This is a genomic window from Streptomyces sp. NPDC032721 (assembly GCF_055579625.1).
Genome location: NZ_JBVIMX010000004.1, coordinates 351,557 through 366,900 on the forward strand (window position 1 = coordinate 351,557; position 15,344 = coordinate 366,900).

Below are 15,344 nucleotides of genomic sequence, written 5' to 3' on the forward strand. Positions count from 1 at the left end.
GACCCGGACATGGTGCGGCCCTTCGTACGGACCGGAGGGCGTGACCGCCCCAGCCGGCCGGACGTGCGCCTGGAGTCCCTGGTCCTCGCCGCGACCGGCCCGGCCGACGGGCTGCGCCTGGACCACCGCCGGGTCCTGGCTCTGGCCCAGGGCGTTCGGGGCGGCCTGGCGGTAGCCGAGATCGCCGCCGTCCTTCAGCTCCCGCCATCCACCGTCCTCATTCTCGTCTGCGACCTGATGGACAGCGGCCACCTGAGCAGCCCCGTCAACGCCCGCGACGACCAGCCCGACATCGACATCCTCAGGGAGGTGCTCCATGGTCTACGAACCAAGGTCTGAGATCCGCCCCACCACCGCGGTGCACTCCGCGAAGATCGCCGTCGCGGGCGGCTTCGGCGTGGGCAAGACCACCTTCGTCGGGTCCGTGTCCGAAGTGCCGCCCCTGCACATGGACGAGCCGCTCACCCAGGCCGGCGCCAAAGTGGACGACCTCGCCGGCGCCCCGGAGAAGACGACGACCACCGTCGGCGTCGACTTCGGCCGCATCCACATCAGCCCGACCCGGGTGCTGTACCTGTTCGGGACCCCGGGCCAGACCAGGTTCCGGCCGCTGTGGCAGAGCCTGACCGAAGGCGCCCTGGGCGCCCTGGTCCTCGCCGACACGCGCAACCTCGACGCCTCCCACGAACACCTGGCCCTCCTGGAAGAGCACGCCGTCCCCTACGCCGTGGCGATCAACCGGTTCGACGGTGCCCCCACGTATCCGCCCGAGGAGATACGCCAGGCCCTCGCCCTGGACGTGGACACCCCGCTGACCGCCTGCGACGCCCGAGTGGGCCGCTCCGGCTACCTGGCTCTGATCGAACTCGTCACCTACCTGACCGCCCGCCACCTCCGCCTCCTGGAGCGCCGCCCGTGACCACCGCCCCACCGCCGTCCCGTATCGCGCTCTACGAGGCCGAGTTCGCCGCCGACCCGCACGCCACCTACGCGGCGATGCGCCTCGCGTACGGGCCGCTCGTTCCCGTGGACCTGGCGCCCGGCGTGCCCGCGACCCTGGTCATCGGCTACGACCAGGCCCGCCGCATCCTCAACGACGAGGTGCGCTTCCCCGCCGACCCCCGGGTGTGGGAGCAGGCGGTCCCCGACACCTGTCCTGTGCGGCCGATGATGGAGTACCGTCCCAACGCGCTGCGTTCGGCCGGCACCGCGCACTCCCGCTACCGGGCGGCGAACGCCTCCGCACTCGACGCCGTCGACCAGCACCGCCTGCACGCCCTCGTCCAACGGGTCGTCTCCGAGACGATCGCCGACTTCCGCGCTGTGGGCCGTGCCGATCTGCTGGCGCAGTTCGCGTGGCCGCTCAGCTTCCGGATCCTGAGCGCGCTGCTGGGCTGCCCGGACGAGCTCGGCCTGCGCATCGCGGAAGGCATGGCCAAGATCTTCGACGGGGTGAACGCGGCAGCCGGCAACCAGATGCTGGCCCAGGCGGTGTCCGAGCTCGTCGCCTTGCGCCGCAGCCGGCCCGCCGAGGACATCACCTCCCGGCTCATCGCCGACCCGGCGCGGCTCGACGACACCGAGATGGCGCACCAGCTCGTCACCTTGTACGGCGCCGGCATCGAACCGCTGACCAACCTGATCACCAACACGCTGTTGAAGATCCTCACTGATGAGGACTTCTCCGCGACCGTGCACTCCGCCGGCGCGTCCGTACGCGAAGTGTTGGACACCGTGCTCTACCGCGATCCGCCGCTGGCCAACTACTGCATCACCTACCCGCCGCAGCCCGTCCACCTCGACGGCATCCTGCTGCCCGCCCACCAGCCGGTCGTCATCTCCATGGCCGCGTGCAACAACGACCCCGCCCTGGAAGGAGGCGGGTCCGGCGACCGGGCCCACCTGTCGTGGAGCACCGGCCCGCACGCCTGCCCGGCACGCTCCCTGGCCTACCTCATCGCCGAGACGGCCGTCACCGACCTGCTCGACGCGCTGCCCGAGATGGACCTCGACTGCCGTGCCGACGAGCTGACCTGGCGCCCGGGCCCGTTCCACCGCGCGCTGACCCGGCTCCCGGTCCGCTTCCCCGCTCCCGCCGCAGCCTGAAGGAGAAGTTCTCCCATGTCCCAGCCCACCGCCCCGATCGTTCTCGACCTCACCGGCGCCGACCACCACGGCGAGCACGAGCAGCTCCGCGGCCACGGTGCCGCGGTCCGCGTCGACATCCTCGGCGTGACCGCCTGGTCGATCAACGACCCCGTCCTGCTGAAGAGCCTGCTGAAGAACCCCGACGTCTCCAAGGACGCCCGGGCCCACTGGCCCGGCTATGAAGAGGCGATACAGACCTGGCCGCTCGCGCTGTGGGTCGCCGTCGAGAACATGTTCACCGCGTACGGCGACGACCACCGCCGGCTGCGGCGCATGATCGCCCCCGCCTTCTCCGCGCGCCGCATCGACGCCCTGGCCCCCGTCGTCAAGACCATCGTGGAAGCGATCCTCGACGACCTCGATGCCCTGCCCACCGGACAGAGCATCGACCTGCGCGAGCACCTGGCCTACCCGCTTCCCCTCGCGGTCATCGGCCACCTCATGGGCGTCCCCGCCGACCAGCGTGCCCACTTCCGCGGCGTCGTCGACGGTGTCTTCGACACCACCCTCACCGCCGACGAGGCCGCCACCAACACCACGAACTTGTACAAGGTCCTGGACCAGCTCATCGCCACCAAGCGCGCCGACCCCGGCGACGACATGACCTCCCTGCTCATCGGGGCCCGCGACGACGACGGAGACGGGCGCGGACTGTCCGACGCCGAGCTCCGCGACACCCTCCTGCTGATGATCAGCGCCGGATACGAGACCACCGTCAACGTCCTCGACCAGGCCATCAGCCTCCTGCTGGCCCACCCCGAACAGCTCGACCAGATCCGCGCCGGCCACGCCGGCTGGGCGGACGTCGTCGAGGAGACCCTGCGCCTGGAGCCGGCCGTCAAGCACCTCCCGATGCGCTACGCCGTCAACGCCATCGTGCTGCCCGACGGCCAGACCATCGCCAAGGGCGAGGCGATCCTCGCCTCCTACGCCGCGGCCAACCGCCACCCGGGCTGGCACGGCGAGACCGCCGACGACTTCGACATCCGCCGCGACAACAAGGACCACCTCGCTTTCGGGCACGGCGTGCACTTCTGCCTCGGCGCACCGCTCGCCCGCCTCGAAGTCGCCACCGCTCTCCAGGCGCTGTTCGACCGGTTCCCCGCCATCGAGCTCGCCGTGCCGACCACCGAGCTGGAGCCGCTGGGCTCCCTGATCAGCAACGGCCACAGGTTCCTGCCCGTCCGGCTCCGCCCCGCTTCCTGACCGCCGCCCCGACCTGGACTCCCTGAGATGACCATCACCGACATCGCGCCAGCAACCACACTTCTGACCGATGCCCAGAGGCGTGCGGTCGCCCCTCTCGTCTACGGCGGGACCAACGAGTCGATCGGCGCCCAGATACGCCTGTCCGCGGAAGGGGTGGCCAGCCACCTCAGGACGGCGCGCACCGTGCTCGGTCTTCGGGGCTGCTCCCGGCCGGTCCTCGTGCACGCCCTGCTCACCGCCCGCGAGGTACCGCCGCCGGAATGCCGACGGCTCTGCCCCGACTTCACCGCGCGGGATCTCCGGCTCCTTCGAGCGGTCGCCGAGCACTCCCTCAATGAGGACATCGGGCGTGCCATCGGTGTCTCGGCCTTTGACGTGCGGGCCGAGATTGACGCCCTCGTGGCCAAGGCGTGCGCGGACGACGCCGCCCACCTGGTCGGCCTCGGTCACGCCTGGAACCTTCTGGGCGCGTCCTGCGGCGGCGAGAGATCGGTGACTGCGGGACCGGCTGTGTGCACCACCATGCCCGTTCGCCTCGGCCGACCGGCCGCCTGACCCCCGGACCAGGACTTCCTGATGAACACCCTCACCTCCGGCACCACCGCACCCGCCGGCGCGGCAGTCGACCGCGACGGTCGGGCGACGTGGGCGTACGAGATGCGGCCGATCGTGACGGCCGCCGACCCCGAGGCGGCCGCCGCTCTCGTCCAGGACCGCGGCGTGTGGCTCACACGCCGCGGCCACGACGCGCCCGCCCTCCACGTCGCCGCGTTCCGGGACCACCGTACGAAGGCGGTCGGCCTGTACGAGGACGAGGTCCTCGTCGGCTGTCTCCTTCTGCACCGGCAGCCGGACCTGCGGTCGTGGGCCGTCGACGACCCGGCTCCGGCCCTGAAGGTGTCACTGGCCCACACCGCGCCCGGACGCACCGACCGCGTCGGATGGCTGATGACGCTGTGGCTCGCTGACTACGCGGCCCGCACGGGCATCGACTGGGTGTACGCCGAGGCCCCGGGCCGGAGCACCGGGCCGGACGGAACCGGCGGCCGGCTCCTGGGGTACCTGCGCGACCTCGGCTGGCACGCCCTCGGCTCCGGTCGTACCCCGGATGGTCACCGGGTCGCGCGCCTCCGCCTGCCTGCCGCTGCCACGCCCGGCCTGGCCGCGCTGATCCACTGCACTGTCCCCGCCGTGACGCGACGCGGGCCCGAGGAGGACAGCGAGCGATGAGCACCCTCACCCAGGCCCCCGTTCTCGTGCCGCCCCCGGGCCGCGTCCTGCCCCCGCGAGCGCGGGCGCTCCGCCCGGCCCCGGCCACGGCCCCGCCGCTGAAGGACCCCCGGACACTGGACGCCTGGCGGGCCAACATCAACCGGACTGCCGTCGCGCGCTCCGGCGAGCCCCTCTCCGTCGTGCTGTACGCGCTGACCGGACCCGGCGGAGACCCGAACACCGACCTCGCCGCCGCTCAGCAGTTCGCCGACGCGCACCGGCTTGTCGTCGTGGACCGGATCGTCGACACCCTGGCCCGGGACGACCAGGCGAGCACCGACCAGCCGGAGCTCCGGCGCGGATATGCCCGTGCCCTGCACCTCTTGGGCGACCCGGCCTCCCCCGTGCGCGGGCTCGTCACCATCAGCCAGACCGCGGTGACCCGCGTCGGCCGCCTCTACGAAGCCGAGCTGGCCAAGTACGCCGCGCTCCGCGTCGCCCTTTTCCTCGTCCGTGCCGAGACCGAGATCTGAGCGATGCCGTCGACCACCCTCTTCCCTCTTCCACAGCCCCTCGGAGGCGCACGGTGACCACGGCCTCCGACACCACCACCAACCCGGCGGCACCGACCGGCAGCCCGACCGCCCGGCATGCCTTAGCCGCGCTCCTGGTCGGTGAGGGCACCAGCTACGCGGGGACCGCCGTCCACCAGTTGGCGCTGCCCGCCCTCGCCGTCCTCCAACTCCAGGCCACCCCCAGCCAGATCGCACTCCTGGCCTTCACCGCGAAGCTCCCGGCACTGGTCGTCGCGCTGCCGGCGGGCGTCGTTCTGGACCGGTACCCGATACGCACCGTGCTGCTCGTCACCGACCTCGCCGCGGCCACCGTCGTCCTGGCGATACCCGCCGCTGCCGTTCTCGGCCAGCTCACGATGCCCGCCCTCTATGCCGTAGCCCTCACCCTGGGCGCCCTCTCCGTCCTCCACAGCGCCGCCACCATGGCGGCGCTGCCCCACCTCGCCGGACCCGGGCTCCTGCACCGGGCCCATGCACGGCTCACCGCGGCGATCACCGTCTCCGGAACCGCCGGGGCAGCGCTGGGGACACTGCTCGTCGCGGCAGTCGGGCCCGCCCGGGCGATCCTCGCGAACGCGGCGTCCTTCCTCGTGTCCGCGTGGTGCGCGACCCGCATCCGCGTCCTGCCCGTCCCCACCGCGCGGGGCAAGAGGCCGCCGATGGTCGGCGAGATCCGCGACGGCCTCCTCCACAGCGCCCGCCACCCCCTGCTGAGCCCCCTGCTCCTGGCCTTGGCCGGTACCGGCTTCGGCACCGGTCTGACCAGCACGTACCTGGCGTACTACCTGCTCACCACGGCGCACGTCGGCGCCACCGGCCTCGGCATGATCATGGCCGCGAGCAGCCTCGGGGGCCTTACCGGAGCACTGCTCGCGCCCCGCCTCGTCCGCCACCACGGCCCGGGCGCCGTGCTCAGCATCGGATTGACGGTCTACGCCCTCACTCACGCGGCACCGCTCATCGCCGGACCTGGACTCGTGTGGCTGGTGGCCCTCGCCGCCGCCGGGTGCGCGCAGCACGCCGCTGCGTGCGCCGTGGGCACCACTCAGCGCTCCGTGCAGCAGTCCGTCAGCCCGCCCCGTCTCGGGGCTCGGACCTTGCAGACCTCCTTCTGGGTCATCGTCGGCAGTGAGACTCTCGCCGCCCTCGCCGCCGGTCCCCTGGCCTCTCTCACCAGCGTGCCGACCACCATGCTGATCGGCCTCGTCCTGCTGGTCCTGTCGTCCTGGGTGCTGTGGCGCTCCCCTGTAGGCCGCTTGACCGTCATGCCCACGCCCGTGAACGCGAGGACCGCCTGACCTCCCACACCGCTCGCGGCGCCAGGCCGCGGCCGCCCGTGCGCGGCGAGACCGAGATCTGACCACCTACCGGACATGACGAAAGGCTTCTCGGTGATGACCGAGCCGACCCCCGGGGCCCCGCGCCCGCCAGTGGCGGTGACCAACACGATCGCGGACTCCGGCCTGCACACGGCCATTCAGGCCGGCACGATCGGCTCGGTCCATCTCCACCAGCCCCAGCATGTCCCGCCCGTCCCCCGCCAGGTGCGGCCGGTTGCCGCCTCGTGGACCGATCGCGAGCGGGAGCTGACCGGGATCACCAAGTGGATCGCGGCGCAGCCCGACTACGTCGTACCGGTCGTCGTGATCCACGGGCCCATCGGTGTCGGCAAGACGTCCTTCGCAGAGCGGCTGGTCCACAGCCTGGCCAGCCGCTACCCCGGCGGTCAGCTCCATGCCGACCTCGGGGGCGCGGGAGGGCCGGCCCGCGTGAGCGATGTCCTTGGCCGCCTCTTGCGTGCCGTTCAGCCCGGTCCGCTGCCCGCCGGCGGCGAGGAGCTCGCCAGCTGGTGGAGGTCTGCGACCGCCACCCGGTCACCGGTCTGCCTGCTGTTGGACGGCGTCACCCACGCCGACCAGATCCGCACCCTGACGCCCGGCGGTGCGGGCCACCTCGTAGTGGCCACGAGCAACCGTCCGCTCCCGGAACTCTCCGCCGAGGGCGCCGCCCTCCTCGCCCTCGGCCCGTTCGACCCCGGCGCCGCCCGCGCCTACCTGTCCCGCTGCCTGGGCCCCGACCGGCTCCACCAGGAACCCCAGGCGGTCACCAGGCTCATCGCCCTCACCGCCGGCCTGCCCGCAGGCCTCGCCCTGAGCGTCACCCAGCTCAACCGCAACCCCAACCGCCCCCTGTCCGCCGTCGTCGGCGCCCTCGGCGCCAGCCGGGCCCGAACCGCCGCCACCAGCCCTGGAGCCCTCGTGTCCGCCGCGCTCGACACCGCGTACTCCGACCTCGACCGCACCGCCGCCCGCCTCTACCGCAAGGCCGCGCTCCTGCCCGGCGACACGATCGACAGCCACCTCGCCGCCGCCATCACCGAGCGGACCCCCGCCGAAGCCGGCGCCGACCTCGCCGACCTCGCCGCCTCGGGTCTGCTCGTCCGGGACACCGACCACCCCGTCCGCGGACCCGTCTTCAGGTACTCGGGCCCCGCCCTGGTCCACGCCCGCGAGCACGCCGCGCGGGAGGAGACCGACGGCGCCGACACCGAGGCTCGAGTCCGCGCCGCCGACTGGTACCTCGCCACCGCGACCGCAGCCGAGCGGCTGCTGACCCCCAGCCACCGGGGCCTCGACCGGACCTATGTCTACGCTCCCCAGCATCCCGCGGAGTTCACCGACCGGCGGGCAGCCCTGGCCTGGCTCGACGCCCAGTCCGCCGACCTCATGGCCACCATTCGCTCGGCGTACGCCGCCGGCCGGTACGGGGCGGTGTGGCAGATCGTCCACGCCATGTGGCCCTGGTGGCGCGCCGCCAGGGTGTACGGCCTCTGGATCGAGGCACACCGCCTCGGCCTGGAAGCCGCGCAGCTCTACAACAGCGCGCTCGCCGAGCAGGAGATGCGCAACACCCTCGGCATCGGTCTGCGCGGCGCACGCCGGCACCACGAGGCGATCGACTGCTTCACCGGCGTCCTCGCCGGGGCACGCTCCCACGGCGATACCCGGGGCGAGGCACAAGCCCTGCACGAACTCGGCGCGACCGCCTACGAGGCCGGCCGCCCTGAGGAGGCGGTGGAACACCTGGAGCAGGCCCGCGCCCTGCGCGAGCACGGTGAGGACCGCCGCGGCGTCGCCCTCACCGACATCCTCCTCGGCCAGGTGCACCTGAACCGCGGTGACGCCGCGACGGCCATCGACACCCTGGCCGCCGCCCGGACCGCCCTCGTCGAGGTCGACGACCCGCACGACGCAGCCCGGGCTCTGGCCTGGCTCGGTCGGGCGTACTCGGGAGCCGGCCGCCACGACGACGCCCGGCAGGCAGGATCGACGGCGACGCGCGAATTCGAGCGGACAGGCTCGCGTCAGTGGCTGGCCCGAAGCCTGGAGTTCTTGGGCGAGAGCGTCGCGGCGGCGGGCGAGACGGAAGAGGCCCACGAGCTCTTCACCCGCGCACTTGCCGCGTACGAGCCGCTAAGCGCGACGGACGCCACCCGCGTCCGCGCGCGCCTGTCCTGACTCGCCCTCCTCACGGATGGCTGTCGGCCTCCGTACACCTCCCCTCCTGATCGCGCGGTTCGACCTCGGCGTCCTCCGTCGAATCCTCCCCCCACCCGCTCACACCTCTACCTCTGGAGTGAATCCGTGCTCATCAACGCGGCGATCTGCAACTTCGAGAACAACGGCGGCGGCGACCGCGCACTGTGGCAGCGGATGCACGACCGGCTCGCGTCGCTCGACCTGCATCTGCTCCTTCGGCAGGAGGTGTGGAACGCGAAGGACAACGGCAACGAGCTCGCGGACGCGGCCGAAGCTGTGCTCGGCATGGCCGGACTGATCGGCCCGGAGTGCTGCACCGCCCTCTACCACGACCCGGACCTCTTCACCCCGGTCGGCGAGTTCCCGAAGACGGGCCCGATGTGGGTGCTCCCGCCGACCGTGCGCAGCCTGCAGCTCGCCGGTACGGCCCCCGGCGCGATCCCGCTGATCGTGGGCTCCTACCACCTCAACTACGGCTCCAACACCACCCGTCTGGCGGAAGCCGAGCGGCTGACCCAGTGGAACGACAGGTGGGTGAAAGCCGACGGCCGACGCGTCCACTACCCGGCGCTCCTCGGCGGCGACAACAACAGCTACCCGGTGCCCGGGGCCCCCGGGGATCCGGGGCTGCCTGTCCTGGAGGAGATCCGAGACGAGCCCCACCGGGCGCACCGCTCCTACATCGGGCCGGACGGTGTGCGCCGGATGGACGACCGGCCGGACGACACCCTGCGCACCGCCGGCCTCCACGACGTCGCCCGTCACCTCGCCACCACCATGGGCGTCACCGCTGCGGTCGCGCCGACGGTCGATGCCTGCGACACCCACGGGCCGGACGCGCGCATCGACCGGATCTACGCCAGCCCGGAGCTCCTGCCCGCCGTCCGCGAGGTCGAGGTCGTCGACATGACCGGCTTGTCCGACCACCACACGGTCGTGGTCCGCCTGGACCGGGACACCCTCACCGACATCCTCAACCACCCGATCACCCGGGCGGCGTGAGCGATGACCACGAGGCATGGCCCGCACTCGGTAAGTCCCGATTCCCACTCGCGCACATCGCCGCGCCGCTGTGCCACCCCTCGCCCGAGGAGTGCGCTGAGGACCTCGCCTGGTACCGGGAGCGCCTTGCCGACCCGGACCTTCTCGACTGCGCGGTTGGTGTGAAGGTGGACGGCGCCGTACTCCTTGCGGTGCCCGTCGGCGGTAGCCGCCACGGCGGCTACCTGCCGGTGGGCACCGTGGCCGACGCCGTGCGCGTCTGGGCGGCCCTGCGGGGCCGGCCCGGATTCCCGCACGTCCGACTCGGTCTGTCGGTCCACCCCGACACCTGCCACACCGTCAACTGGGGACCGGGCGGGCCGAGGGATGATGCCGAGCGCGGCAGGTACTTCGGGTACGCGGCGTCCGCCATTGACGCCTTCCTCCGCCGCGTCTCCATCAATGACCAGCAGCCGGGACCAGCGACGAGCGAGCCGGCCCAGGCCGGCGAGCGGACCTGGCAGCAAGATCCGCTGCTGTCGACACTCCGCGACATGGGCGGCTGTCTGGCCGTGATCTTGATGTGCGCTGTGATCAGCCTGCTGGTGTCAGCGGCCCGCGGCACCTGGCCGCTGCTCAGCGGGATCTCCTCATCTCTCGTCGTGTATCACGACTCACAGGGCAAGCGATGACTACGAACCCATCCGTCCCAGCCCCGCCCTCCGCCCCTCTCGCCGCCGCGGCCGCGGTCGCCGGGCCCACGCAAGCCGCGTTCTCCGCCGGGAAATCCGGTGGTGAGCGGCTACGCCGCTGTTCCGTCCGCACGGATCGGAGCCGGGAGGGTGCGCAAGCGTTCCGCCAGCTCGATGGCCGAGCTGACCGCCGAGGTATCGAGCAGTCGTCCCAGCCGTGTCAGACGGTCGCGGGCGGTTGCCCTGAGCCGTGGTGGAGGGATCAGGTCGAGTACGCCCAGCGCTCGGTTGGCTGCCTGATCCGGGGCGTCGCGGGCCTCCGCGAGCGCCAGGACGAGGGTGGCAGCCACCCACCCCGGCGTCTCGGCGGGCGCGGCGCCGATAGATTCCAGGGCGACAGCGGCGGCCCGGTCGTAACGTTCAAGGGTCAGGTGAGCCTCGGCCACGTGGAGTCGGTGCTCCGCGCGGTCGTATCCGAAACGACCGGGCAGTTCGACGCCCGTGCGCATGATCTCGTCGCTCTCGTCGACGACATCGTCTGCTTCCGCAGTCCGGCCTGTGGCGGCAAGGGCTGGAAGCAGAGCCCATCCCAGGAGCTGGGCGCGCCGCAGCCCTCCGGGCGCGTGCTGGAGTCCGTACTCGGCGTGTCCCCGGGCGTGCTCCCAGTCCTGGCGCGCGGTCGCGACCATGGCCAGCGCGCCGCTGGCCCAGGCGGTGAGCGCTGGCTCGCGGGTGGACTCGCCGAGCGCGCCGGCGAGCGTGAGATGTGTTCGGGACCCGGCCCGGTCGTCCAGGTGGTAGGCCAGGTTGCCGAGAAGCGCCGACAGCCAGCCGACCTGTCGCCGAAGACCCCGTGCGGTCTCGCGGTCCGCTCCCGCCACCGCGGTGGAGAGCAGATTGCGGGTCTCGCGGACCTCCTCCAGCAAGATCGCCGGCGGGTGTTTGCTGTAGTTGAGGGCGTAGTGCTCCACGGCAGCCTCGGCCAGGGCAACCAGGGCGGGCGAGCCGTCCGGTGCCTCCTGGACGGCCCACTGCACGGATTCGCGGATGGCAGGCAGCCCACTGGCAGTGGTCATAGCTCCCTTTCGACTGGAGTTCGTCTCCTCACGCTGGAACTGACCGTAGTGGAGTGGCAGCGGGGACGTGCAGGTGCTGCACCACAGGCAGCGTGTCTCCAGGGCGAGCTGATCGGGACGGGCCCCGTACGCGCGGGAGATCATCAGGCGGTATTCGTCTCCGGGCTCCTCCTGGCCGTGCTCGTACCGGCACAGCATGGCGGGCGTCAGTCTCGGCGGGAGCAGGCCGTCCGCCCGGTAAACGGCGGCGACCTCGCGGATCGCCTGGGGCCGCGACCACCCCAGCGCGAGGCGCCACGCCTCCAGGGCCGTGAGTTCCGGCAGGGCCGTGCGGAGGGTGGTGACGATCCGCTCCTGGCCGTGTCCCTCGCGCTGGCATTGAGCGCGGATCCGAGATGCCTCCCGCTGAATCTCCGCGCGACGACTTCGGGTGACTCCGCCCACTGTCCGGCCCTCCGTCACTCCGCCGTACCGCTGAGCCGTCCAAGCCGGAAAGGTCCTCAGACGGGCATTGCGCAGATGCGTCAATGTTCCTACACACCATCGGCAATGACGGCCAGTCAGGCAACAGCGCATGGTGGAAGACAGTCACCGCCGCGCTCTGAACCTCCGGCCCAGCGCCCTGGCCTGCCGCCACCTCAACCCAGTGCCGGGGTGTCCAGGGCCGCTCTGCGGTCGCCCCGCGCATTCGCGCTCGCCCTTCTCGACACCACGACCGTTGCTCGGATCTGCGGACGCAGCTCCTCTCGTACTCACCGGAGAAGATCATGGCTGGTGGCACTGCCCGCGAATCGACGTCCTTGGCGCCGACCGGCAGCCGTGGAGGCGAACCTGCCGTCCCGTCGGGAGGAGTCTCAAGGGGGCCTAGGCGCCGGGTTCGGGAGAAGAAGCTGAACCCTCAGCTGCAGAGCGCCATCGAGGCCTCTGGTCGCTCGTACGGGAAGATCGCCAAGGACCTCACGGATCTCGCCCGTCGGCGAGGCCACCACCAGATCGCGACAGGGCGTGCGCGAGTAGCGCACTGGGTTTCAGACGGTGAGCAGCCCAAGGATCCGGTGCCGGAACTCTTGGCGGAGTTGTTCACCGGATACCTCCGGCTCGACCGGCCTCTGACGCCGGCGGACCTGGGGCTTCGGTCGGCCTTGCCCGAAGACGCTCCCGCTCCAGCAGTGGCCTCGCCCCACGGCCTCCTGGGCATGGGGACCAGTCTCGAGGCCGTACGGTCCTACACCCTCTCTTCCCGGATCAGCGAGTTGCGGGCTGGGGACATCGAGGACCTGGAGCTGTCCGTGGCCCAGTTCTCCGCGACCTACTCAGCCCACCCGCCGATGGAGTTGTGGAAGAAGGTCACTCGGCACCGGGACCGCGCCGCATCGCTCCTGACGCAGAGACGTCACACCCTGCGCGAAGGACGGGAGCTGTCCCATCACGCCGGGATGCTCTCGGTCATCCTCGCGTGGCTCGCGCACGATCTGGGCGACCGCGGTTTCGTCGACGCGTACTGCGACGACGCGTGGGAGCAGGGACTTCAGTCCGGCGACCTGGAGATCGGTGCGTGGGCCGAGGACGTTCGCTGCACCGACGCTCTCTACTCCGGCCGCGAAGTGGATGCGCTTGCCGCGGCGACCCGGGGGCTGGCCGTCGCGCCGCCGGGGAGCAGGGTGGCCCTCCGGCTGCGGGCTCAGCTGGCCCGTGTGTACGCCAAACTCGGCCAGGCCGGGCAGTTCGAGGAGGTCATGCGTCGCGTGAAGCGTGAGAGCGACCGGCTGCAGCCGCACCGCGCGGGGCTCTTCGGCGTGGACGCGGCTGTGGTTACCTCCTACGGTGCGTCCTCCCTGGTGTGGCTGGGCCGGCACGAAGGGGCGCTGGAGTCGGCCCTTGAGGCGATCGAGCGGTACGAAGACATGCCCCTTCCGTATCAGGCACCGACGCGGCTGGCGATCGCGCGTCTTGACCTCGCCCTTGCCCATACGTCCCTCGGGGACCCGCAGGCGGCCATCGGGGCCGCCACAGCAGCGCTGGCCGAAGGTCGGATCGTCCAGTCGGTCCGGATTCGGGCCGAGCACGTTCACTACCGGCTTGCGCTGCGGTACCCGACCGTCGAGGGCCTTCTTGAGCTGCAGCAACTTCTGAACGGCTTGGCGAAGGAGTAGGCCACGTTGCTGCTGCGCGCCGGGCGTCGGTGTTGCGCCTGTACCGCAACGCCGACGCCCCTGGTGGCGCTACGGGGATGTGCGGTCAACTCGCATCGCCGGACGAACCCGGCCCTGCGTGGCTGTACGGGCACCTGACTCCCGTACAGCCACGCGGTCTTCCGTGACGAAGGGGAGGAGCGGCTATGGCCCCGCCTGTGACGCCACCGCTGGACGAGCACCGCCTCGCCGGCGTGCTGCGTCCCATCTGGGAGACGGCCCTTGGTCGCACCGTGGAGACGGACGAGGACTTCTTCGAGGCCGGGGGTGATTCGCTTACCGCGCTCGCCGTGGCCAGCGCCGTCACCCGGGCGACCGGCCGGACCGTTCCGGCGGGGTGGCTCTACCGCCACCCGCGGCTGGTGGACGCGGTTCGGTCCCTTCTGCAGGCCGAGGCGGCGGGCATCAGCGCACCGGTGCCGCAGCCGAGGCAGGGGCACCATCCCCTGTCTTTCCAGCAGGAGGGGCTCTTGGACGTCATCGGTCACATCGGGGGGAGTCATCGGTACCAGGTGGCCTACGCGGTCGCGCTGGACCCTTCGGTGGACGCCGGCCGTCTTCAGGCTGCGTGGGAGCGGCTGCCGGACCGCCATCCCGTACTCGCCACCCGTCTCGCCCACCACGGCGCCGAGCGCGTCCAGGACGTCTCCACCGCGCCACCGTCCCTGGAGACGATCGTCGCCACCCGCCAGGGCGAGGTCGCGCAGGAGACGGACCGCTGGGCATCCGCCACGATCGCCCTCGGTGACGCCCTGGTCCGCGCCGGGCTGGTGCGGGGCGCGGATGGTTCTCGACTCGTACTCGCGGCCCATCAGATGGTGATGGACCCCTGGTCCTGGGGCCTACTGCTTCAGGATCTGTCCGCCCTGTACACCTCGCCGGACGCCGAGGGAGCACCGGAGCTTGCGTACTCCGACTACGCCCGCTGGCAGCGCACCCACCTCATCGGAAAGGTCTACGCCCGGCACCTGGATTTCTGGCGTGGGACGGCTGACGGCTTCCCCGCCGACGGGATGCGCCTGCCGGGAGACCGGGGCGGCGCCGGGCCCGCAGGCCCCGCCGCGCGGCTGCCAGTCCACATTCCCGACGCACGGGTTGCCGCACTCGAAAACCGGGCCCGGGCGGCCGGGGCCTCGCTGTTCGAGGTACTCCTCACCCTGTTCAAGCTCGCCGTCGGCCGCTGGACCGGCATCGACGACGTCCTGGTCGCCAGCGCCACCGCCAGCCGGACCGCGGCCGGCACGCAAGACGTCGCCGGCTTCTTCGTCAACGGCCGCTTCACCCGTACCCGTCTGTCGGCCGGGACGGTGGCGGACCTGGTCGACCAGGTCAAGCAGTCCTGGCGTGCGGCCGACGAGCATCGCGAGCTCCACCTGGAGAAAACCCTCTTCGACCTGGGCCGACCGGACATGGCGAACGTGAAGTTCTCGCTCAACACCGTCCCCGGGCTCGCTCAGTTGCCGTCCCTGGGCGGAAAGCGGCTGCGCGCCGTGCCCGTGACCGGCGACGCCAGTGCACGGCGTCACCTGAGTGTCGGCCTCACCCGGGTCGGCGGCGCCTTGGCCGGAGCGGTGACCTACCGCACCGACGTACTCGGCCGGGATGTGGTGGCCGAGCTGCTCGGCGAGTTCGACCAGGCGCAGCGCGCGTTCGCGGCGGACCCGGATCAGCACATCGCTCTCACGACCCACTAGTCCACCGGTCCGCTGAACGCGGGCCG

The 15,344-nt window shown here is 71.9% G+C and carries 14 protein-coding genes; 13 read left to right on the forward strand and 1 reads right to left on the reverse strand.

The genetic code is table 11. The annotated features are described in order from the left end of the window. The first annotated feature begins 9 nt into the window (after positions 1-9). The 11 genes from ACZ5PB_RS11915 (at position 10) to ACZ5PB_RS11965 (ending at position 10,356) form a co-directional block, all read left to right on the forward strand. On the forward strand, positions 10-339 hold the full coding sequence (locus ACZ5PB_RS11915; protein ID WP_327378772.1) for a DUF742 domain-containing protein: 330 nt from the start codon (positions 10-12) through the stop codon (positions 337-339). After that, positions 317-919 carry a GTP-binding protein gene (locus tag ACZ5PB_RS11920; protein ID WP_468690144.1) on the forward strand — a complete coding sequence of 201 codons (603 nt, stop codon included), beginning with the start codon at positions 317-319 and terminating at the stop codon, positions 917-919. The genes ACZ5PB_RS11915 and ACZ5PB_RS11920 overlap by 23 nt, the downstream gene beginning before the upstream one ends. Next, positions 916-2,106, forward strand: coding sequence for a cytochrome P450 family protein (locus tag ACZ5PB_RS11925; protein ID WP_468690146.1), 1,191 nt, complete (start codon positions 916-918; stop codon positions 2,104-2,106). Before ACZ5PB_RS11920 ends, ACZ5PB_RS11925 begins: the two co-directional genes overlap by 4 nt. A 15-nt stretch (positions 2,107-2,121) precedes the next feature. Next, a complete protein-coding gene (locus tag ACZ5PB_RS11930) occupies positions 2,122-3,354 on the forward strand; it encodes a cytochrome P450 family protein (protein WP_468690147.1) in 1,233 nt (410 codons plus the stop codon). Positions 3,355-3,381: 27 nt separating this feature from the next. After that, positions 3,382-3,912, forward strand: coding sequence for a sigma-70 family RNA polymerase sigma factor (locus ACZ5PB_RS11935; protein WP_468690149.1), 531 nt, complete (start codon positions 3,382-3,384; stop codon positions 3,910-3,912). Between the two features lie 21 nt (positions 3,913-3,933). Beyond that, positions 3,934-4,587 (forward strand): hypothetical protein, encoded by a 654-nt coding sequence (locus tag ACZ5PB_RS11940; protein ID WP_468690151.1) that lies wholly within the window; start codon positions 3,934-3,936, stop codon positions 4,585-4,587. Further along, positions 4,584-5,102, forward strand: a complete 519-nt coding sequence (locus ACZ5PB_RS11945) for a hypothetical protein (protein ID WP_468690153.1) — start codon at positions 4,584-4,586, stop codon at positions 5,100-5,102. Before ACZ5PB_RS11940 ends, ACZ5PB_RS11945 begins: the two co-directional genes overlap by 4 nt. A 53-nt stretch (positions 5,103-5,155) precedes the next feature. Then, complete coding sequence (locus ACZ5PB_RS11950) at positions 5,156-6,442, forward strand: MFS transporter (protein WP_468690154.1); 1,287 nt, start codon at positions 5,156-5,158, stop codon at positions 6,440-6,442. Between the two features lie 75 nt (positions 6,443-6,517). After that, a complete protein-coding gene (locus ACZ5PB_RS11955) occupies positions 6,518-8,662 on the forward strand; it encodes a tetratricopeptide repeat protein (RefSeq protein ID WP_468690156.1) in 2,145 nt (714 codons plus the stop codon). A 126-nt stretch (positions 8,663-8,788) separates the two neighbouring features. Further along, on the forward strand, positions 8,789-9,685 hold the full coding sequence (locus ACZ5PB_RS11960) for an endonuclease/exonuclease/phosphatase family protein (RefSeq protein WP_468690158.1): 897 nt from the start codon (positions 8,789-8,791) through the stop codon (positions 9,683-9,685). Next, on the forward strand, positions 9,682-10,356 hold the full coding sequence (locus ACZ5PB_RS11965) for a DUF6302 family protein (protein WP_468690160.1): 675 nt from the start codon (positions 9,682-9,684) through the stop codon (positions 10,354-10,356). Before ACZ5PB_RS11960 ends, ACZ5PB_RS11965 begins: the two co-directional genes overlap by 4 nt. Before the next feature lie 110 nt (positions 10,357-10,466). Here ACZ5PB_RS11965 and ACZ5PB_RS11970 read toward each other — a convergent pair whose 3' ends face one another. Continuing rightward, entirely contained in the window at positions 10,467-11,876 is a 1,410-nt protein-coding gene (locus tag ACZ5PB_RS11970; protein WP_468690161.1) for a Twin-arginine translocation pathway signal, read from the reverse strand. Positions 11,877-12,628: 752 nt separating this feature from the next. Between ACZ5PB_RS11970 and ACZ5PB_RS11975 the strand changes: the two genes are divergently transcribed. Both ACZ5PB_RS11975 and ACZ5PB_RS11980 read left to right on the forward strand, forming a co-directional pair. Then, positions 12,629-13,585 carry an XRE family transcriptional regulator gene (locus ACZ5PB_RS11975; protein ID WP_401765802.1) on the forward strand — a complete coding sequence of 319 codons (957 nt, stop codon included), beginning with the start codon at positions 12,629-12,631 and terminating at the stop codon, positions 13,583-13,585. A 185-nt stretch (positions 13,586-13,770) separates the two neighbouring features. After that, positions 13,771-15,318 carry a condensation domain-containing protein gene (locus ACZ5PB_RS11980; RefSeq protein ID WP_468690163.1) on the forward strand — a complete coding sequence of 516 codons (1,548 nt, stop codon included), beginning with the start codon at positions 13,771-13,773 and terminating at the stop codon, positions 15,316-15,318. Positions 15,319-15,344: the final 26 nt, after the last annotated feature.

Bases quoted from the DNA above. Each gene is read 5' to 3' on its own strand.
- ACZ5PB_RS11915 (WP_327378772.1), top strand. From the start codon at position 10: ATGGTGCGGCCCTTCGTACGGACCGGAGGGCGTGACCGCCCCAGCCGG.
- ACZ5PB_RS11920 (WP_468690144.1), top strand. From the start codon at position 317: ATGGTCTACGAACCAAGGTCTGAGATCCGCCCCACCACCGCGGTGCAC.
- ACZ5PB_RS11930 (WP_468690147.1), top strand. From the start codon at position 2,122: ATGTCCCAGCCCACCGCCCCGATCGTTCTCGACCTCACCGGCGCCGAC.
- ACZ5PB_RS11935 (WP_468690149.1), top strand. From the start codon at position 3,382: ATGACCATCACCGACATCGCGCCAGCAACCACACTTCTGACCGATGCC.
- ACZ5PB_RS11940 (WP_468690151.1), top strand. From the start codon at position 3,934: ATGAACACCCTCACCTCCGGCACCACCGCACCCGCCGGCGCGGCAGTC.
- ACZ5PB_RS11945 (WP_468690153.1), top strand. From the start codon at position 4,584: ATGAGCACCCTCACCCAGGCCCCCGTTCTCGTGCCGCCCCCGGGCCGC.
- ACZ5PB_RS11955 (WP_468690156.1), top strand. From the start codon at position 6,518: ATGACGAAAGGCTTCTCGGTGATGACCGAGCCGACCCCCGGGGCCCCG.
- ACZ5PB_RS11975 (WP_401765802.1), top strand. From the start codon at position 12,629: ATGGGGACCAGTCTCGAGGCCGTACGGTCCTACACCCTCTCTTCCCGG.
- ACZ5PB_RS11980 (WP_468690163.1), top strand. From the start codon at position 13,771: ATGGCCCCGCCTGTGACGCCACCGCTGGACGAGCACCGCCTCGCCGGC.